The sequence below is a fragment of the Aquimarina aquimarini genome, assembly GCF_900299535.1.
Classification (GTDB): Bacteria; Bacteroidota; Bacteroidia; order Flavobacteriales; family Flavobacteriaceae; genus Aquimarina; species Aquimarina aquimarini.
In genome coordinates this window covers 13,730-32,155 of the sequence record NZ_OMKE01000017.1, presented here as the reverse complement: position 1 = coordinate 32,155, position 18,426 = coordinate 13,730, and the positions used below count along the sequence as shown (strand labels likewise).

General features: G+C 32.6%; 17 protein-coding genes. 10 read left to right on the top strand and 7 right to left on the bottom strand.

The window, feature by feature from the left end; all coding sequences use genetic code 11:
• Positions 1-7 precede the first annotated feature (7 nt).
• On the bottom strand, positions 8-1,753 hold the full coding sequence (locus tag DG508_RS09550; protein WP_108867924.1) for a M14 family metallopeptidase: 1,746 nt from the start codon (positions 1,751-1,753) through the stop codon (positions 8-10).
• Positions 1,754-1,911: 158 nt separating this feature from the next.
• On the opposite strand from DG508_RS09550, the gene DG508_RS09545 reads away from it, so the two are divergent.
• On the top strand, positions 1,912-3,543 hold the full coding sequence (locus DG508_RS09545) for a SulP family inorganic anion transporter (RefSeq protein WP_108867923.1): 1,632 nt from the start codon (positions 1,912-1,914) through the stop codon (positions 3,541-3,543).
• Between the two features lie 79 nt (positions 3,544-3,622).
• On the opposite strand, the gene DG508_RS09540 is transcribed toward DG508_RS09545, so the two are convergent.
• Positions 3,623-4,762, bottom strand: coding sequence for a hypothetical protein (locus DG508_RS09540; protein WP_108867922.1), 1,140 nt, complete (start codon positions 4,760-4,762; stop codon positions 3,623-3,625).
• Between the two features lie 316 nt (positions 4,763-5,078).
• Positions 5,079-5,909, bottom strand: a complete 831-nt coding sequence (locus DG508_RS09535; protein ID WP_108867921.1) for a class I SAM-dependent methyltransferase — start codon at positions 5,907-5,909, stop codon at positions 5,079-5,081.
• A gap of 194 nt (positions 5,910-6,103) precedes the next feature.
• Between DG508_RS09535 and DG508_RS09530 the strand changes: the two genes are divergently transcribed.
• Positions 6,104-7,195 (top strand): polysaccharide deacetylase family protein, encoded by a 1,092-nt coding sequence (locus DG508_RS09530; RefSeq protein ID WP_108867920.1) that lies wholly within the window; start codon positions 6,104-6,106, stop codon positions 7,193-7,195.
• Positions 7,196-7,403: 208 nt separating this feature from the next.
• Here the strand turns inward: DG508_RS09530 and DG508_RS09525 are convergent, their stop codons facing one another.
• Complete coding sequence (locus tag DG508_RS09525; RefSeq protein WP_108867919.1) at positions 7,404-7,862, bottom strand: GyrI-like domain-containing protein; 459 nt, start codon at positions 7,860-7,862, stop codon at positions 7,404-7,406.
• 302 nt (positions 7,863-8,164) lie between these two features.
• On the opposite strand from DG508_RS09525, the gene DG508_RS09520 reads away from it, so the two are divergent.
• Complete coding sequence (locus DG508_RS09520) at positions 8,165-9,478, top strand: M12 family metallopeptidase (protein WP_159090783.1); 1,314 nt, start codon at positions 8,165-8,167, stop codon at positions 9,476-9,478.
• Positions 9,479-9,572: 94 nt separating this feature from the next.
• On the opposite strand, the gene coaD is transcribed toward DG508_RS09520, so the two are convergent.
• Together coaD and DG508_RS09510 are read right to left on the bottom strand one after the other, a co-directional pair.
• Positions 9,573-10,028 (bottom strand): pantetheine-phosphate adenylyltransferase, encoded by a 456-nt coding sequence (coaD, locus tag DG508_RS09515; RefSeq protein ID WP_108867918.1) that lies wholly within the window; start codon positions 10,026-10,028, stop codon positions 9,573-9,575.
• Positions 10,029-10,118: 90 nt separating this feature from the next.
• A complete protein-coding gene (locus DG508_RS09510; RefSeq protein ID WP_108867917.1) occupies positions 10,119-11,096 on the bottom strand; it encodes a D-alanine--D-alanine ligase in 978 nt (325 codons plus the stop codon).
• A gap of 98 nt (positions 11,097-11,194) precedes the next feature.
• Between DG508_RS09510 and DG508_RS09505 the strand changes: the two genes are divergently transcribed.
• From DG508_RS09505 to DG508_RS09495, 3 genes are all read left to right on the top strand, one after another.
• Complete coding sequence (locus DG508_RS09505) at positions 11,195-11,776, top strand: PASTA domain-containing protein (protein WP_108867916.1); 582 nt, start codon at positions 11,195-11,197, stop codon at positions 11,774-11,776.
• Positions 11,776-12,825 (top strand): RluA family pseudouridine synthase, encoded by a 1,050-nt coding sequence (locus DG508_RS09500; RefSeq protein ID WP_108867915.1) that lies wholly within the window; start codon positions 11,776-11,778, stop codon positions 12,823-12,825. The genes DG508_RS09505 and DG508_RS09500 overlap by 1 nt, the downstream gene beginning before the upstream one ends.
• A 323-nt stretch (positions 12,826-13,148) precedes the next feature.
• On the top strand, positions 13,149-13,340 hold the full coding sequence (locus DG508_RS09495) for a cold-shock protein (RefSeq protein WP_103866618.1): 192 nt from the start codon (positions 13,149-13,151) through the stop codon (positions 13,338-13,340).
• Positions 13,341-13,439: 99 nt separating this feature from the next.
• On the opposite strand, the gene DG508_RS09490 is transcribed toward DG508_RS09495, so the two are convergent.
• Positions 13,440-14,816: a glycoside hydrolase family 99 protein gene (locus DG508_RS09490; protein ID WP_108867914.1), complete on the bottom strand. Its 1,377-nt coding sequence runs from the start codon at positions 14,814-14,816 to the stop codon at positions 13,440-13,442.
• Positions 14,817-15,183: 367 nt separating this feature from the next.
• Between DG508_RS09490 and DG508_RS09485 the strand changes: the two genes are divergently transcribed.
• From DG508_RS09485 to DG508_RS09470, 4 genes are all read left to right on the top strand, one after another.
• Positions 15,184-15,585, top strand: a complete 402-nt coding sequence (locus DG508_RS09485) for a VOC family protein (protein WP_108867913.1) — start codon at positions 15,184-15,186, stop codon at positions 15,583-15,585.
• A 94-nt stretch (positions 15,586-15,679) separates the two neighbouring features.
• Positions 15,680-16,441: a peroxide stress protein YaaA gene (yaaA, locus tag DG508_RS09480; protein WP_108867912.1), complete on the top strand. Its 762-nt coding sequence runs from the start codon at positions 15,680-15,682 to the stop codon at positions 16,439-16,441.
• A 119-nt stretch (positions 16,442-16,560) separates the two neighbouring features.
• The gene (locus tag DG508_RS09475) at positions 16,561-17,064 is read left to right on the top strand and encodes a TRAP transporter small permease subunit (RefSeq protein WP_108867911.1); all 504 of its coding nucleotides are present in this window, start codon (positions 16,561-16,563) and stop codon (positions 17,062-17,064) included.
• On the top strand, positions 17,064-18,410 hold the full coding sequence (locus DG508_RS09470) for a TRAP transporter large permease (RefSeq protein ID WP_108867910.1): 1,347 nt from the start codon (positions 17,064-17,066) through the stop codon (positions 18,408-18,410). The genes DG508_RS09475 and DG508_RS09470 overlap by 1 nt, the downstream gene beginning before the upstream one ends.
• The last annotated feature ends 16 nt before the right edge of the window (positions 18,411-18,426 follow it).

Sequence of the window (18,426 nt, the reverse complement as noted above, 5' to 3'; positions counted from 1 at the left end):
CAAACGATTATTTTAGAATTCGATAGATGGGATATCTCATATGGGCTTTCTCATAGTTCTTAGATTGTTTATGTAACCAAGCAAGCTGAGCATACCAGTTATTGGCAAAAGCAGTGTCTTTTTTCTTATGCTCAAACCTAATTTGTAGTTCTGTGTTGTTTTTTAATAAATCAGTTGCTTTATCCTCCCAGACATAAGGAGAAAACCCTTCTTTTTGTTGTAAGATTGTATCAAAAAAGTTCCATGCAAAAAAAGAATCCGGAGCTTGGGGTTCTAGAGTTTCTATAAGATATCTAAATGCTTTTTGATCAGTATCAACTATAATATCTCCTTTTGTCAAAGAAACCTTTTCAGTATTTGAACTCACAGATACCTGATTATGCAAATAATGCCCCTCATAAGGTGTTTTTCTTGTTGTGTACTCTTTTATATGATATACCTCTGCAGTAATGATAGTATCCTTTTTTAGGACATCAAAAATCACTTTGTTTGCTTCTAATAATTGAATGACATTCCACCAACCTTGAGGAATAACATAGGATTTTGGGATAGTGACTTCTGTCGTAGGGATAAAATAATTTTTATAAACAACCCTTTTATTATAAGGTTTGTTTTGATCGTATTTCAAGCGTTTTGCTTTGGTTATCTTACTGTCTATAAATTCTCCTTCATACCCTTTGAAATCAAATTTTGTAACTTGTGTAGTGTCTACTTTCCAGTGTATAGGATATTTTTTATGTGTAGGTTGTTTAGCGAATTTTTCATTTCGCAGTAATCGTATTTTTTCACCATCTTTTTCTATAATATCAATCATTGATTTTATGATTTCATAGGTACCTTCAACTCTTTGTTTGTAGGGTTTTAACATATGAGTTTCAATCATCATCCCCAGTGTGTTCCATAATGTTGTGTATCCTGTAGAATATCTGGGAGAATCCATAAATTGAGTCCACCCTTTTTCAGGAGTAGTTCCCCATACATTTACATAAGGAGTGATATCCCATTCTTTTGCTTTGAGCAAAGTTTCTAGTTGTGGGTGCATTTCTTTATGTAAATAACTACCTAGTTCACCACCAAGTTTATTATGTTGTGTAAATAGATGAGTTAAGGTGTATTGGTAATCAGCGCCATTACTAACATGATTATCAATAAATACATCAGGTTGTACAAAATGAAAGATTTTAGCAAAGGATAGAGCATTCTTTGTGTCACTTTTTATAAAGTCACGATTTAAGTCATAATTGCGAGAATTACCTCTAAAACCGTATTCTTTTGGACCATTTTGATTAGTTCGTGTACCAGAATTTCTATTCAATGCCCCTCCTATATTGTATATAGGGATGGTAACCAGAACGGTAGCAGAGGGAGGTTTGATTTTACCTTGGGCGATATCTCTATATAATAACATAGTTGCATCAATACCATCACTCTCTCCAGGGTGAATTCCATTATTAATAAAAAGAATACGTTTAGATTTTCTTATCGTCTCAAAATCAAATATAGCCTCAGGGTTTAGGGTAACGATATGTAAAGGGTAGCCACTATCTGTTGTCCCTATTTCTTGAATATGGATAGTAGGGTATGTATCAGATAGTTGTTTGTAATAGGAGATTACCTCATTGTATGTAGGGGTTTCTGTACCTTTACTTGTTTCAAATAATGTGGTGAAGTCAATTTTTTGAGATTTTTCTGTATCAGAAGTATTACAGGAGATAATACTTAGAAAGCTGAAAAATAGAAGGACTTTTTGCATCAGAATAGTATATAAAAAAGTTAAATATACTAAAGTTTTCAAGTTTTAAAATTCTCTAGAATCATTTAGTACAATTTTGTGATATACGGCATAAGAAATTGATTTTACTTGCCAACCCATAAAATAACTGTACTTTTGCACCCTCAAATATCACAATTATGACTGAGTTTGTAAGAAAAATTATTCCGAATGCTAAAGATGATGTATTGGCTGGAATTACGGTGTCATTGGCTATGATACCAGAAGTAGTGGCTTTTGCCTTTGTAGCTCAGATAGACCCTTTGGTGGCATTATCAGGAGCCTTTATTATAGGATTGATAACAGCAATTTTTGGAGGTAGACCAGGACTAATATCTGGGGCAGCAGGTGCAGTAGCAGTTATTTTTGTACATATGATATCAGAAGGACATGCTAAAGGAATGGCTTTTGATGTTCCTGTAGAAAACATGGGGTATTATTATCTGTTAGGAACAGTAATACTAATGGGGATTATACAAGTAGGAGCTGGAGTATTAAAGTTAGGACGTTTTGTACGTTTGATACCACATTCTGTTATGATGGGATTTGTAAATGGTCTTGCTATTGTGATTTTTATCGCACAGGTAAAAATGTTTTCTCATAAAAAATTAGAAATAGGTATTGACGGAGTAAAAAAATATATAAATATACCTATGGAAGGGACTGAGTTGTATACCACAGTCGGTTTTGTTTTACTCACGATGGGGATCGTTTGGTTATTACCAAAAATAACAACCAAAATACCCGCTGCATTAACCGCAATATTAGTAACATCAACTGTTGTTATTTTGGGTAAATTCAAGGTGAGTACTGTTGGGTCTTATATTAGAGAAGGTGGGGGAGCTGGATTATCTGGTGAGTTCCCAACACCAAACATGGAATTTTGGCAGTATATGCCTTTTACGGTAGATACACTTACTTTTATTTTGCCATACGCTTTTTTGGCGGCCTCAGTGGGGTTAATTGAATCACTGATGACTATGAATTTGGTAGATGAACTTACAGAAACTAGAGGTAATGGTAATCGTGAATGTGTAGCTCAGGGAGCTGGAAATATTTTGAGTGGATTGTTTGGAGGTACAGGAGGATGTGGTATGATAGGACAAACTGTAATAAATATTAATGCAGGCGGTAGAGGGAGGTTATCTGGTGTAATGATGGCATTGACATTACTAACATTTTTATTGTTTGCAGATCAATATATAGAGCAAGTTCCTATTGCTGCATTGGTAGGAGTAATGGTTATGATGGTTATAGAAACATTTGCATGGTCTAGTTTTCGTATCCTTAGAAAAATACCTAAGGCAGATGCGGCTGTATTGATTATTGTTTCTGCAGTAACGGTTATTTATGATTTGGCAATTGCTGTTTTTGTAGGAGTTATAATTTCGGCATTGGTTTTTGCTTGGGAAAATGCAAAACGAATTCGTGCTCGTAAACACATAAAAGAAGACGGTACCAAGGTATATGAAATCTGGGGTCCATTGTTTTTTGGATCCATACAAGATTTTAATAACAAGTTTGATGTTAAAAATGACCCTGAATTTGTTGAAATTGATTTTATGGAATCCCGAGTATCTGATCATTCTGCATTAGAAGCAATATTTGCTTTGGTAGGAAAATATCAAGATGCTGGAAAAAAAATTAAGATAAAACACCTTAGCGATGAGTGTCAAGCATTAATGATCAAAGCCTCGCCAAAATTAGCTAGTGTAATAGAGCATGATATTGATGATCCAAGGTATCATGTGATGGCAAAAGCATTGAAATAAACATAATTGTATTTATATAAAAAGCTGGATTGCTATAGCAATCCAGCTTTTTAGTTTTTATAAGTTTTATTTTATCTTTTTAATTTGCTGGTGTAACCAATGCTTTACTGTCTACATAAATGTTTGCTCCTGTAAGTTTTTCAATTTCAAAAGCATGAGATGTAGTAGGCATACTAAACTGTTGAGAATAATTGTTTGGAGTATCAAATCTTGAAATTCCATAATTGAAATTTAACTCACACATTTCATAACCAGAATTGAGTTGATATTCTATTCTTAATTTAGATTCACTGATTGATGAAATATTTAAGTGTCCTACTTCCTGACTATTGGTAATATCACAACCATTAGGGTTGATAAGTATTTCTACATTAACTCCTGCTGTACCTCGATTATCTAGAAAAGTATAAGCAAAGAAAGTATTAAAAACATCATTCTCGCATAATCCACACTCTTCATGGTATCCGTATGCCTGAATACATGGATCCTGACATTGTTGTTTGCAATATTCAAAAGACCGCACCCAAGTTCCATAATGAATACAGCCGTAGTAATAATTGTATTGTTGAGTTCGTTCTTGATCATAAGCAAATGAAGTGTAAAAACATCTACTGTCCTTATTATATATTTTGGCATAAGCAACGATTTCAAAACAATCTAAATCTATAGAAGATAAAGGAATAATATATGTTGCTTCTTTTGTGCCCCCATAATAATAAGGAAATGCCTTATAGTTAAATTTTCGTAAATTAGGAAACCCATTAGAATAGAAAGGAATATTGTCTTTTGCACCAATATAGAGATATACCTTTTTCATAAGATTCCGTCTTTTTGCCTTAAAAGTCAAGTATAAGTTCTCTCCATCATTAGATACAGTAACATGTCCTACCTTTTGCTTACGAGATCCAACTAATAATGGCATTTTTGTAATGTTACCACAGGCAATAGAATCTACATCTGTTTGTGTGAGATCAGAAGGTTTAAGCAATGTATAATTATAATGTCTATAACTTTTTGCATTAACTTCAGTTGGTGTAGGAGCCTCTTCTTCCTGTAATACTTCTTCTTTTAAACCCTCTGTACCGTCATTTTTAATAAAATCAGGTTCAATAATAGTTTTTTCAGATTCAACAATAGCTTCATTTTCATCTTTACTACAAGATGTAAGAATTAATAAAAAAGCCATAAAAAAATACCTCAAAGTGTAGATTTTTTTCATAATAAGTGATTTTGATTAGTTTGTAAAAAATTAACATTTAATTTAGGTAAAGTTAACAAGAAATTATTGTTTGAAGTGCTGGAAATGACACAAAAATAAATGTATTTATTTGATTTGCAGTGTTATAGGATTATGCTTACAGTAGTGGTTGTAAGATTATGTTAAAATGCATAATAAAACTGTTAAAAGTAAGATTTGGAGGGAATTAGAGAGAAAGAAAATTCATACAGTTAAGTGAGTATATTTTATTTTTAGATAGTAAAATGGTAAAAAAATAAAATTATAATGGCTGGTTTTCTCAAAAAAGCGTCAGTTTTTAGGTTTTATTTTCTTTTTTTAGAAGGTACATATTCTCATTGAGAATTTGAGACTTATCCGTAATATGATGACCTAAGGCGTATATTTTTGACAATTCAAATTCATCTTTATGTTCCTCTAGAGAATACCCATCTATAGTGTGATAGTATTGATTAGGTATTGTTTGATGTCTAAATGTATCATTGGTATCGTTATGACTATCAAAATAATGTAATAATCGGTGGTATACGGCAGTATTTTCTACCTCAGGAAGATAAGACACACTTCCAACCATATCGTCAGACTCTTGTAATTCATTAAAAACATTAAATAGCTTATTTGTAGTAGAAGTGTCTAAAAAGAAAAAGACACCTTCAACAAGAATAAAAACAGGTTTTTTTTTGATCAGAGGTTGTAGTATTGTGATGATTTCTTTTGCTGTTTTTGTATTAAAATCAAGAGCAGTATAAGTAATTTCTCGATGCGGTAATTTACCTTCTGTGATCCAACGGTCAACATGTTCTTTTTTATAATCAACAATATCTTGTTTATCAATTTCTATAGTAGATACAGAGGTGTTCATCTGAAATTGGTACATACTAAAACCAGCTCCAAAATTGATAAATGTTCCACCATTGTGTTTGGTGAAAAATGAGTTCATTCGTTCGTAGAAAAAACGATTTCTCAGACTATGTAATATTGCCTCATCCTTAGAGATAGATGTTAGAATAGTAGGGATCAATAATTCTGTTTTGGAATTGTTCCATAATTTGGCATAGATATCCTTACTTATATCTTCATGATATGATCTGTATGTTGATACAATAAATGCAGTTTCATGAATTTGCATAGGCAAATGAATTTAGTATTTGTCTAAAATATCAAATTTAAAAGAGAAAATAAACTGTAAAATAAAAAGATAGATCAAGAGATACTAAAAGGTATGACATAAGAGTTTTTTAACCTCTGTTTATGAGTCTGTTATGAGACCGTTGTGAGTGTATTGATTATATTGTTATTATATATAACCTAACCACTTAAATTATGAAAAGAAATATGTATATCAGTTTATTGATGCTAGTATTGGTACTTTCTATAGCTTGTGATATTGGGGATGATACCATTGTATTAGAACAGATTAAAGATGTTACTATAGAAGTGTCAAAATGGAAAAATGATAGTAAAGGTGTGTATTCGTTAATACACGATGATTTTGGGATACCTAATGCCAATGGTATAGCAAATTATGCAGATAGTATTGCTACAGATCATGATATAAAATTTGGCTTTGCTATTATAACTAGTGAGGTAGATCAAACAGAATGGGGAATTGCTAATAAATTAATTGATAATGGGCATGAACCTATAAATCATACACATAATCATTATTGTGGGCTTGATGTGAGTTGGTGTCCTACAAAAATATGGGGAGTTGATGATTTTGATGTTGAAATAGATGTAAGCCATCAGCTTATTTTCGACAATACAGGGGTAACACCATTGTTTTTTGCTTTTCCCTTTGATTTATATACTACAGAAATGTTAACCTATCTGGCTGCCAAAAAATATTTAGGAGCTAGATCAGGAGCATATACTCAGGGAGTAAGTTCAGATTTTTTAAATGATACCAATACACCTTATTTTGGACTAAAATTTTATGCGCATGGCCCAAATACACCAATAGAAAACCTTAATAAAGTAGCTAATATGGCTGTGCAAGAAGGATTATGGGCAATCAGAGAAGTGCATGGTGTTGCAGATGGTTCTTGGGGTACAATATCTATCCCTGATTATACTAATCATATAGAGGTGTTACAAGAATTACAGAATCAAGGAGAATTATGGGTATCTCCTCCTTCAGAAGTTATTAAATACATAGAAACAAGTAAACATACTCGTTTTGATATATACCAGGAAGATACGGCACTATACCTTTCAGTCATCTATGATAAGAGTACCAATACAAATTCTGAGATAACATTTACAATAACATATCCCAAAGAAATAGAAATTGATAAAATTACTACGGTGACAGAAGAAGAGGTTTCTTTTTTAGAAAAAAAGAGTAATAAAGTGTTTGTGAATATTAATCCAGAAGAAATTAATAAACTTAAAATTCGATTCAAGAAATCTTGACTAGATAAGGAGTTTTTATATAAACACATCTTTTTTAAAAAAGATGTGTTTATATAAAAATCAGACTTAGTTTATGAAAATATATTGTTTTAATAATTTATTCACTAAGTGTGGTTTTAATACTCTGTGGCTGTTTCAAAATTAAAGAGTGTTTCAAACAAATACTTCTTGGACTTGCCTTGAGGTGGTTTATTTGCAAATCTTGTTTTTATGAGATAGCTACAAAGATATCTACCTCTGCATCACTAGGGTTTTGAGCCTCTTCACCATAAAGTTCAAAATCGGTAGTATAAGTTCTATCAAGATCGGTATCCCAGATAGAAACCCATTTATCATAGATTACCCCTTTGTTTATATCTCCTTTAGCTGTAAATCGCGTATATGTACTTTTTTCAACTTCTACACTTTTCATCCCTTCTGGGATAGCTGTTATATTTTTTACTTTGCATCCCAATATCATTGTGTATTCTTCAGTGTGATCACTTTTATAATCTGTGTATACAGCATAGATTGAGTCTTCTAGTTTATGGGGAATTTTATGTAGTATACCTTCAGAAAAAAAGGTGTCCCATAAAGCAGGAATATCTTTTGTGAATTGATTGTCTTTTTTGGTAGTACGTACAGAAATCCCGAGAACCCAAAAAGGCTCTAAATTTGTTTTAATCATGATGTTATAATAATGAATTAATAGTAAAGTAAAAGTAATATCGAAGAGTGACAAAGGTATGTCAGTAGAAAAACAGAATTACCGTGATTTATTAAAAAAAGCATAAAAAAATTAAGAAAAAGTAGCGTGTGGCTATTTTTTTGATTTTTTTTTTCAAAAGCTCTTTTTTAGTGTAAGCTTAGTAAAAACAACTGTTAGTTAGTTGTTTAGCGTAAATATGGACAAGGGGTATAAGGAGTGCATAACAATATATTTTATGATTTAGCAGTTTACAGATCATATTAACAATAACTTATATTATTATGAACAATTTATTAAGAAGTACTGCACTAGGAGTAACTACCCTTGCAGCGTGCTTGATGTTTAATTCGTGTGAGCAAGAAGCTTTTGAAGCCACACCATCTAACCAGGCAGAAACAGTAAAAGGCATGTCAACAGAAATGGCATATCCAAACCAAAAAGGAGAGATTGTTACCATTCAATTACATGGGCAATCTGTAGAGGTAGAGAAAATAGGTGATGATTATATTTTAGAAGGAGATATGATTGTATATCCAGATGATTCTCCTCAAGCCAAAAGTGTAGGGCGAACCTCTGGTAGGTGGCCAAATAACATTGTATATTATGAGATACAGAGTAGTCTGCCTAATCAAACTAGAGTAACTACAGCTATCGCACATTGGGAGGCAAATACGAGTCTTAAATTTGTAAGAAGAACAAATCAATCTGCGTATATTTATTTTCAAGTAGGTAGTGGTTGTTCATCTCAGGTAGGGCGTACTGGAAGAAGACAAACTATTAATCTTGCTGGTGGATGCTCTACAGGATCTACTATTCATGAGATTGGACATGCTGTTGGGTTATGGCATGAACAAAGTAGAAAAGACAGAGATCAGTATATAACGATCAATTTTCAGAATATAAGATCAGGAATGGAACATAATTTTCAGACCTATGTACAACGAGGTAGAGATGGAGATGAGTATACTCCAACATTAGATTTTGGATCTATTATGATGTATAGTTCAAGAGCATTTTCTACAAATGGTCAGCCAACAATTGTTAAAAAAGATGGGTCATCTTATACAACAAACAGAAGCGCGCTTTCTCAAGGAGATCTTACAGGTATTAGAGCAATGTATGGCGACGGTGGCGGCGGTGGTAATCAAGCACCTACTGTATCGATTACTTCACCTTCTAACGGAGCAACATTTGCACAAGGAGCTACAGTATCAATCAGAGCCTCTGCTTCAGATAGTGATGGTAGTGTGACCAAAGTAGAGTTTTATAGAGGGTCAACAAAACTTGGAGAGGATAGAAGTAGCCCATACTCATATAACTGGAATAATTCTACCTCTGGAACTCATAATCTAACTGCAGTAGCTACAGATAATAAAGGTAAATCAACAACATCATCTAGAGTAAGGATTACTGTAGAAGGTGGTACTGGTGGTGGTTGTAATGGTGTTGCAGCGTGGAAACCTTACCCTCAAATCTATAATAGAGGAGATAAGGCAGTATATCAAGGAACATTATACGAAGCTCAAACAGGGCCATTATGGGTAACTCCAGGTAGTGGAGAACACTGGTGGAAAACTATAGGTACCTGTAATTAATAAATAGGATACTATATTTTATAAATCTCTCATTTGATAGTGATATCAGGTGAGGGATTTATTTTAGTAATACGATATTATTTTCTAGGATCTTTTATTTTACACGAACTGTATCAGGAACAAGTCCAGAAACATCCCCTCCATTACGAATCACATCCCTTACAATAGAGGAAGATATATAGCTCTTACCAGAAGAGGTTAATAAAAATACGGTTTCAATTTCAGACATTTTTCTATTGGTATGGGCAATAGCTTTTTCAAACTCAAAATCTCCAGGGTTACGCAGACCACGTAATATAAACTGAGCATTTTGTTTTTTACAAAAATCAACAGTTAACCCCTGATAGGTCATCACTTTTATTTTTGGTTCGTTTATAAAAGCTTCCTCTATAAACTGTTTGCGTTGCTCAAGAGAAAACATATATTTCTTTTCAGCATTTACTCCTATAGCCAGAATGATTTCATCAAATAAGGTAAGTCCTCTTTCTATAATATCATAATGTCCTAATGTAATGGGATCAAATGATCCAGGAAAAACAGCTCTTCTCATCAATAAAATCGTTTATTCGTATTATACAAATATAAATGAATTTGCAAATTACTATTTTTATCACAATCTTTTCTAATACAGATAAGCAGTTTATTTTTTAATACAAGACTCAATACTATTAGAGAATAATTCTTTTAGACTAATTCCTGCTTTATTTGCTTGTTGAGGTAAGATACTAGCTTCACTAAGTCCAGGAGTAGTATTCATTTCTATAAAATGAGGTTCCCCATTATGAAAAATATACTCACTTCTAGAAAAACCTTTCATTTTTAATATTTGATATACTTGCAATGCAAGATCTTGCACCTTTTTGGTATCCTTATCAGATAGACGAGCAGGAGTAATTTCTTGTGATTGTCCAAGATATTTGGCATTATAATCAAAAAAATCATTTTCAGAAACAATTTCAGTGATAGGGAGAACAATATCTTTTCCTTGATACTGGATCACTCCAACAGAAACTTCGGTTCCGCTTAAAAAGGACTCTATAATAATTTCATCATCTTCCTGATATGCATTCTCAATAGCAGGAAGTAATTGATCCTCTGTATGTACTTTGGATACCCCATAACTACTACCAGCTTTATTAGCTTTTACAAAACAAGGTAATCCTACAGTATCTATAATAGCTTTAGAATCTATGGTATCTCCCTTGTTTAAAAAATAATTGGTAGCAGTAGGTATGCCATAAGGTTGTAACGTACTAATGCAGTCACGCTTGTTAAAAGTGAGTGCTGCTTGATAAAAATCACAAGTTGTTTGTGGGATATTTATCAAATCAAAGTAAGCTTGCAGTAGTCCATCTTCTCCAGGAGTACCATGCACCGTATTAAAAGCAGCATCAAAAATAATTTTGTTGCCTTCTAATGTTAAAGAAAAATCATTTTTATCAATACTATGTTTCTGATCAAGATCATCTACATAATACCAGTCATTTTTTGTGATATGAATGCGAAACGGGCTATACAAATCTTTGTCAAGGTATTTGTAGACTACATTTCCGCTTTGGATAGAAATTTCAAACTCACTAGAGTATCCCCCTACTAAAATGGCAATGTTTTTCTTCATAAAATGTATAACTTTTGAAAACAAAAATATCATTTATCTAATAAGAAAAGCGTAAAACTTTCCGTTTTTATATATTTGTCCAAATTTTATATGTGTTTATGAATTTCTTCAGAGGTCTTATCAAGTTTATTTGTAGTAAAATATTCTTAATACAATTAGTTATAGCAGTTGCAATGCTTGCAATTTTGGCATATGTAACACTACAATGGTTAGAGAGTACAACCAATCACCACCAACGTATTGTTGTACCTAGTCTAAGTAAAAAGAGTCTGGATGATATAGCTATAATGCTTGAAGAGAAAGAGTTGAAGTATGAAGTTCAGGATTCGGCTAGTTTTAATCCTGATTTTCCTAGATATTCAGTGATAGAACAAAACCCTAAAGCGGGTAGTGAGGTTAAGAAAAACCGAAAAATATATGTAACCTTAAACCCTTCTGGTTACCGCAAGATAGAAGTACCTAATATGGTACAAAAAACAAGAAGACAAGTAGAACCAAAATTGATCGCTCTTGGGTTCAAAATAGGAACCGTAACCTACAAGCCTAATATTGCCAAAGACATGGTATTAGAATTAAGGCATAAAGGCAAACGATTAAAATCTGGAACAAAATTAATGAAGACCTCTGTCATAGACCTTGTATTGGGTGATGGAGGGACATCAATAAACCTTTCTAACTGATTTTGGAAGAAAATATAGATACAGGAGATTTTGGGACTAATGAAGATGATCTTTATGAGCATCACCGTTTTGTAGCGGGAGCAGGTCAAGTACCTTTACGGGTGGATAAGTTTTTGATGAATTTTGTTGAGAATGCAACTCGTAACAAAATACAACAAGCCGCAAAAGATGGCAGTGTATTTGTAAATGACGTTGCTGTAAAATCTAACCATAAAGTCAAACCTCATGATATTGTGAGAGTTTTGTTTTCTCACCCACCTTATGAAAACTTGCTTACTCCAGAAAATATCCCTTTGGATATTGTATACGAAGATGATGCACTTTTGGTGGTAAATAAACCCGCAGGAATGGTGGTACATCCTGGTCATGGTAATTATTCTGGCACATTGATCAATGCTTTGATTTATCATTTTGATAATCTGCCCAATAATAGTAGTGATCGGCCTGGGTTGGTACATCGTATTGATAAGGATACTAGTGGCTTATTGGTGGTTGCAAAGACAGAAGAAGCGATGACTCATCTGGCGAAACAGTTTTTTGATAAGACCAGTCAACGAGAGTATGTAGCAATAGTATGGGGGAATCTAGAAGAAGATCAAGGTATTATTGAAGGCAATATTGGTCGTCACCCTAAGAATAGGTTACAGAATACTGTTTTTGAAGGAGAAGAAGCAGATAAAGGAAAACCTGCAGTAACGCATTATAAAGTTATAGAACGTCTAGGATATGTAACATTGGTCTCTTGTAGATTAGAGACAGGAAGAACGCATCAGATTAGAGTTCATATGAAGCATATTGGACATACCTTGTTTAATGACGAACGTTACGGAGGGGAAAAAATATTGAAAGGAACTACTTTTACAAAATATAAACAATTTGTAGAAAATTGTTTTAAAATTTTGCCAAGGCAAGCATTACATGCAAAAACACTTGGGTTTGAACACCCTGTTACTGGAAAACAAATGCATTTTGACACACCAATACCACAAGATATAGATCAATGTGTGGATCGATGGAGGAACTATGCAAAAAATCAGTTGAATAATTAATAGTATACTCTACCATTATTAAGTTCGATCGATTTGTAATGTATCTTTATAAGAAATAAGAGTGTTTTTACATCTCATCCTATGGATTTTTTGATCATTTATTTAACTTATTACGGCAGTAAAGAGAGGTTGAGATAAATCAACCCATATGCATTAACATCTTTACTATATGTAAATATCTACATGTATGTGACTTAGATACTTAATATCTTTATTATCATTGTATTTAGAGAACATTAAATAGTGTAGAATAAAAACTTTATTTTGAAATAAATAGGAAATACTGGACAAATAGTATTACCTTCGTGTTTTAATATTTTATAATGAACAAAGGAACAGTAAAATTTTTCAATGACTCCAAAGGATTTGGATTCATTACAGAAGAGGGATCAAATAAAGATCACTTCGTACACATTTCAGGGCTTATTGACGAGATTCGTGAAGGTGATGAGGTAGAATTTGATCTTAAAGAAGGTAAAAAAGGAATGAACGCGGTAAACGTGAAAGTATTATAATATACATTTTGACTTTTTTAAAAACACAAGCCTGTCTGATAGACAGGCTTTTTTTGTTCTTTAAAAAGTATTTTTTTATCATAGGCATTTTGTGAAATACTATAGAAACCTTTGTATAGACTTTATAATTTTATCTGCACGATTCATATCAAGTTGTTTTATATATTTATACGTTCTATCCAAGAGACGTTGTGCCTGCTCATTATTAGTATACTCTTTTCTTGCCAAATATAGGTCTAGAGCAACCTGCAGATCATCTGATGTATGAGGTACTCCTGTATATTGTTGTAAGAGTTGTAAATAGGTAAAACCAAACTCTTGCGTAGGCTCTATCATAGTGCCTTCACCAAAATCATTCCAAGTAATGATTTGTATAAAATCAGAACGTTCATGATGATTATAATTCAATGTTTCTATAAAAGTAGTACCGTTATTGAGGTCGATGGTCCAACTATCGGTGCCACCAGTCCATCCACCTTCATTATAAAAACTATTAAAACCAGGATACGCTGATCCAACAATAATTTGATCTGTTGTCTGATGAGTGTTATAGTAATGTTCATGAGCGAGTAAATGATCCTGATCTACCCATAAAAACTCTCCTGTAGCATTTACACCAACAGTGTTACTAGCAGCCCATAATGTCAAAAAATCAGGACGATTAGAGGTAGGTAAAATATCAAATACCTGATTCCAGGATGTTTCAGTTGTTATATGATGAGGACCAAAAACAAATAACATATTATTATTGTTATGTTTCATGTATTGTGGACTAGGGAAATACTTTTGATTAATGTATGTAAAGTCATCTTGTGCAGCTTCTATAATACTCGTAGTAGCCGACTGCTCTGCAACCTGAGCAGCAACTCTGTCTTCATACATAATAGAGAATTGAAGTCCTAGATCTTCTAGTGCGGTAATAAAAGTCTCAGTAGACTGTTTGATCAATCCATAATCATGTAGATCTTTACTACCATACCAATCAAAAATTACTCCATCTATTCCAGATAATTTCATCATTAAAAAATGATATTCATGCAAATCAGGATCATTAGATGAATAGGGGCCAATGAGTGGATAATAATGTGAAGCAATTTGTAGGTTACCATTTGATTTTGGAACATCAGGGTTTTGATTACTCATAGTCCAATGTTGCCCCCAATAGCCATCAAAGTCTTTACTTTGAAACCAAGGAAGGTAATGCACATACACTTTTTTGGGGTTCTCTTTGACGATATCCATACTAGAGATATCTGAGATATTCCCTTTTTTCTCTTGTTCTAAGAAGTCGAATTCTTCTTCTAATACTTTTAATAACTCAGCATCTGAGTATACGGTGTCCTGAACAGTTTCGGCGGCTGATCGTTCATCCGTTTGTGGTTCTGTAATCAACAAATCCTCTTCTTCCTCACAAGAATAAAAGAGAATGACTGTTGACAACAATAAAAAAATAATTTTGCTCGAAGTTCGTAACATATTACAAATTTTAAATTATACATTGAGGCAATAAGTAGCAATAAAATTGTGATTATAGACAATGAATTCACCAATAATAAATAATAAAAATCATAATTTTTGTGACGAAAGTCAGAAGGTTATCCCCTCGTTGTAATACGTTGTTAGTGTTAAAAATAGTTAAAATATAAATCAATAAAGAATAATTTTTTAGTTGTTATTAACATTTTAATTATGGGTATACCTTAAAAATGAATGGTATAACGTATCAAAATATATCATTGATAATTGGGATAGAGAGTGTTGATAAAGGTATTTCTTTTGTTTATTGTAATTATCTGTTATAGTGATACTTAATGTTTTTATTGTGTTGATAAAAATATTTTATATGACATTCAAAAGAACAGGGCTAATTCTATATGTAAAGAAATATGAGGAATGTATTACGTTTTATAATGAAATAATAGAGTTGGATATTTTGTTTAAAGATACAGAATTAACGTGTTTTGATCTTTATGGAACCTATCTTATGGTAGAAAAAGAAGACAGGAGAGAATATCTTCAGTTAAAAGAAAATTTTGATAAAAATTTTAGCTGTATCAGAATAAATGTAGAGAATGTAAAAGCCATGGCAGATAATCTTATAAGGAAAAATATCAAGGTTGATTATCAAGAACATTCATGGGGAACAGTAGCAAAATTTTTTGATCCCGAAGGGAATATGCTTGCATACAAAGATGAAGAAAGCTTTATGTCACAGATAGAAAAATATATAATAAGGTCAGAATAACTTTTATAAATACCCGAATAGAGAATAAATACAGGTACGGATTTTAATTCTCGATGTACAATCGTATTTTTGAACAACAAAAATAGCACTTGTAATGAAAATTGTAATATCTCCAGCAAAATCATTAGATTTTGAAACAGCTTTGCCAACAACACAGTATACGACACCAGTATTTCTTTCTGAAATAGAAAAGCTAAATACGGTACTCAGAAAAAAGACACCAAAAAACCTTTCTGAGCTAATGAGTATAAGTGATAAATTAGCACAATTAAACTGGCAACGTAATCAGGATTTTGAGTTACCTTTTACAATAGGTAATGCAAGACCGTCGGTTTATGCATTCAATGGAGATGTATATACAGGATTAGATGCTTATACTATTCCTGAAGATAAGTTAGATGTACTACAAGATAAGTTGAGAATATTATCTGGATTATATGGTATATTAAAACCATTAGACCTTATGCAACCATATCGTTTAGAGATGGGAACTAAGATAAAAGTAGGGCGAAAAAATAATTTGTACGAATTCTGGAAAAAGCAAATTACTCAACAACTTAATGATGAATTGCAAGAGAATGAACTATTTGTAAACTTGGCAAGCAATGAATATTTTAGTGCTATAGACACAAAATCATTAAAAGTACCTGTGATTGCTCCTCAATTTAAAGATTGGAAAGGAGATAAACTTAAAATAATCAGTTTCTATGCAAAGAAAGCCAGAGGTATGATGGTTCGTTATATACTTGATACAGGAGCAGAAACTATAGACGACTTAAAAGGTTTTAATTATGAAGGGTATGGATTTAGCGAAGAGTTTACTACAAAGCCTAATGAGCCTGTTTTTGTACGATAATTAATTTTATTTTTTTGAGGTTTAAGCATTAAGTAAGATCTACTTTCTTATACTACTTCTATTTTTTGTATAGCTAATTTTAGTATCTTCATACTACGTTTACAAACACAAATCATTAGATGCAAAAAAGTATTGATTTTTTAGATTGGATTGGTGAAAAAACAGGAACATTAGTTAGTTGGATAGCCGTTTTTTTGGCAGTGATGATTGGTCTGGATGTGATCGTTCGTTATATTTTTAAATTTACATATGTCTGGATGATAGAGGTAGAAATTTATCTCTTCGGAATGCTGTTTTTACTAGCCTCTGGATATACATTCAAATTTGAAAAACATGTACGAGTAGATGTTTTTTATACCAAATTATCAGACAAAGGCAAAGCTTGGGTCGACCTTTTTGGAGGTATTTTTTTATTAGTTCCTTGGTGTTATGTAGTCATCGTTTCATCATGGTATTATGGGCAGTTTTCTTTTATGATAGGCGAAAGTTCTCCTCAACCAGGAGGATTACCAGGATTATATGTCCTCAAATTTTGTATCACCCTTGGGTTTATCTTCCTGTTACTTCAAGGGATTTCACATATGTTGAAATCATTTCAAACCATTTTCAATAAAAAAGCGTAATGGAGTATCTGGCAATCGTACTATTTCTAATTATATTTATTTTGATTCTCAGAGGCTACCCTGTAGCTTTTACCTTAGGAGGAATCTCTGTGATTTTTGCTTTTGGAGTTTCTATTTTTGCACCAGAACAGTTCCAGATGTCTACATTTTATTTACTTCCTTCTCGAATCATGGGAGTTGTCAATAATTATGTATTGATGGCAGTTCCTCTATTTATTTTTATGGGAATTATGTTAGAAAAATCTGGCCTTGCACAAAGTTTATTAGAAACAATGGCTATGATGTTTGGTCGTGTACGTGGCGGATTGGCAATTTCGGTAGTATTGGTAGGAGCATTACTTGCAGCATCAACAGGAATTGTGGGAGCAACTGTAGTAACTATGGGATTAATAAGTTTGCCTACAATGCTCAAAAGAGGATATAAAACAGAACTTGCTACTGGAGTAATTGCATCTTCTGGGACTTTAGGACAAATTATTCCACCATCAATTGTACTGGTATTACTAGCAGATACCATTAATAGCTCTTCCAGAGGATCAGCATCTGTTGATGTTGGCGCATTATTCTCGGCAGCATTGTTACCAGGGGTATTACTAGTAGGGCTCTATATTATTTATATATTGATCACCTCTTTTATAAATAAAGAAGATGCACCTAGTATTCCTGCAGAAGAAATAGCAGCATTTAGAGGAAATGATTTTACGGTAAAAGTGCTCAAAGTATTATTTCTGCCAATATTATTAATTGTTTTGGTATTAGGTTCTATTTTTACAGGGATTGCTTCACCTACTGAAGCCTCTGCTATTGGAGCAATAGGAGCGACACTATTAACGATCACTCAAAAAAAGTTTTCTTTTAAAACATTAAAACAAGTAGCTCAAGAGACGACCAAGCTTACCTCAATGGTGTTCTTTATTCTTTTGGGGGCAACCACATTTACATTAGTATTCAGAACATTGGGGGGTGATACGTACTTACAAGAATTAATTATATCCTCAAACCTGAGTCCTCTTATGTTTTTGGTATTAGTGATGGTAGTCATTTTTATAGCAGGTTTTTTTATTGATTTTATTGAGATCATATTCATTATTATACCAGTAGTAACTCCTGTTTTTAATGCCTTTGATATGGATATGTTATGGGTTGGAATTTTGATAGCATTAAATCTGCAAACATCATTTTTGACTCCTCCGTTTGGTTTTGCATTATTTTACCTCAAAGGAGTTGCACCAGAGAGCGTAAAAACCAGTCAGATTTATAAAGGTATTATTCCTTTTATAATCATTCAACTAATCATTGTTGGAGTAGTAGTATTTTTTCCAGAGATTATTTTTATTTCAAAATAAAAAGAGAACAAGTTAC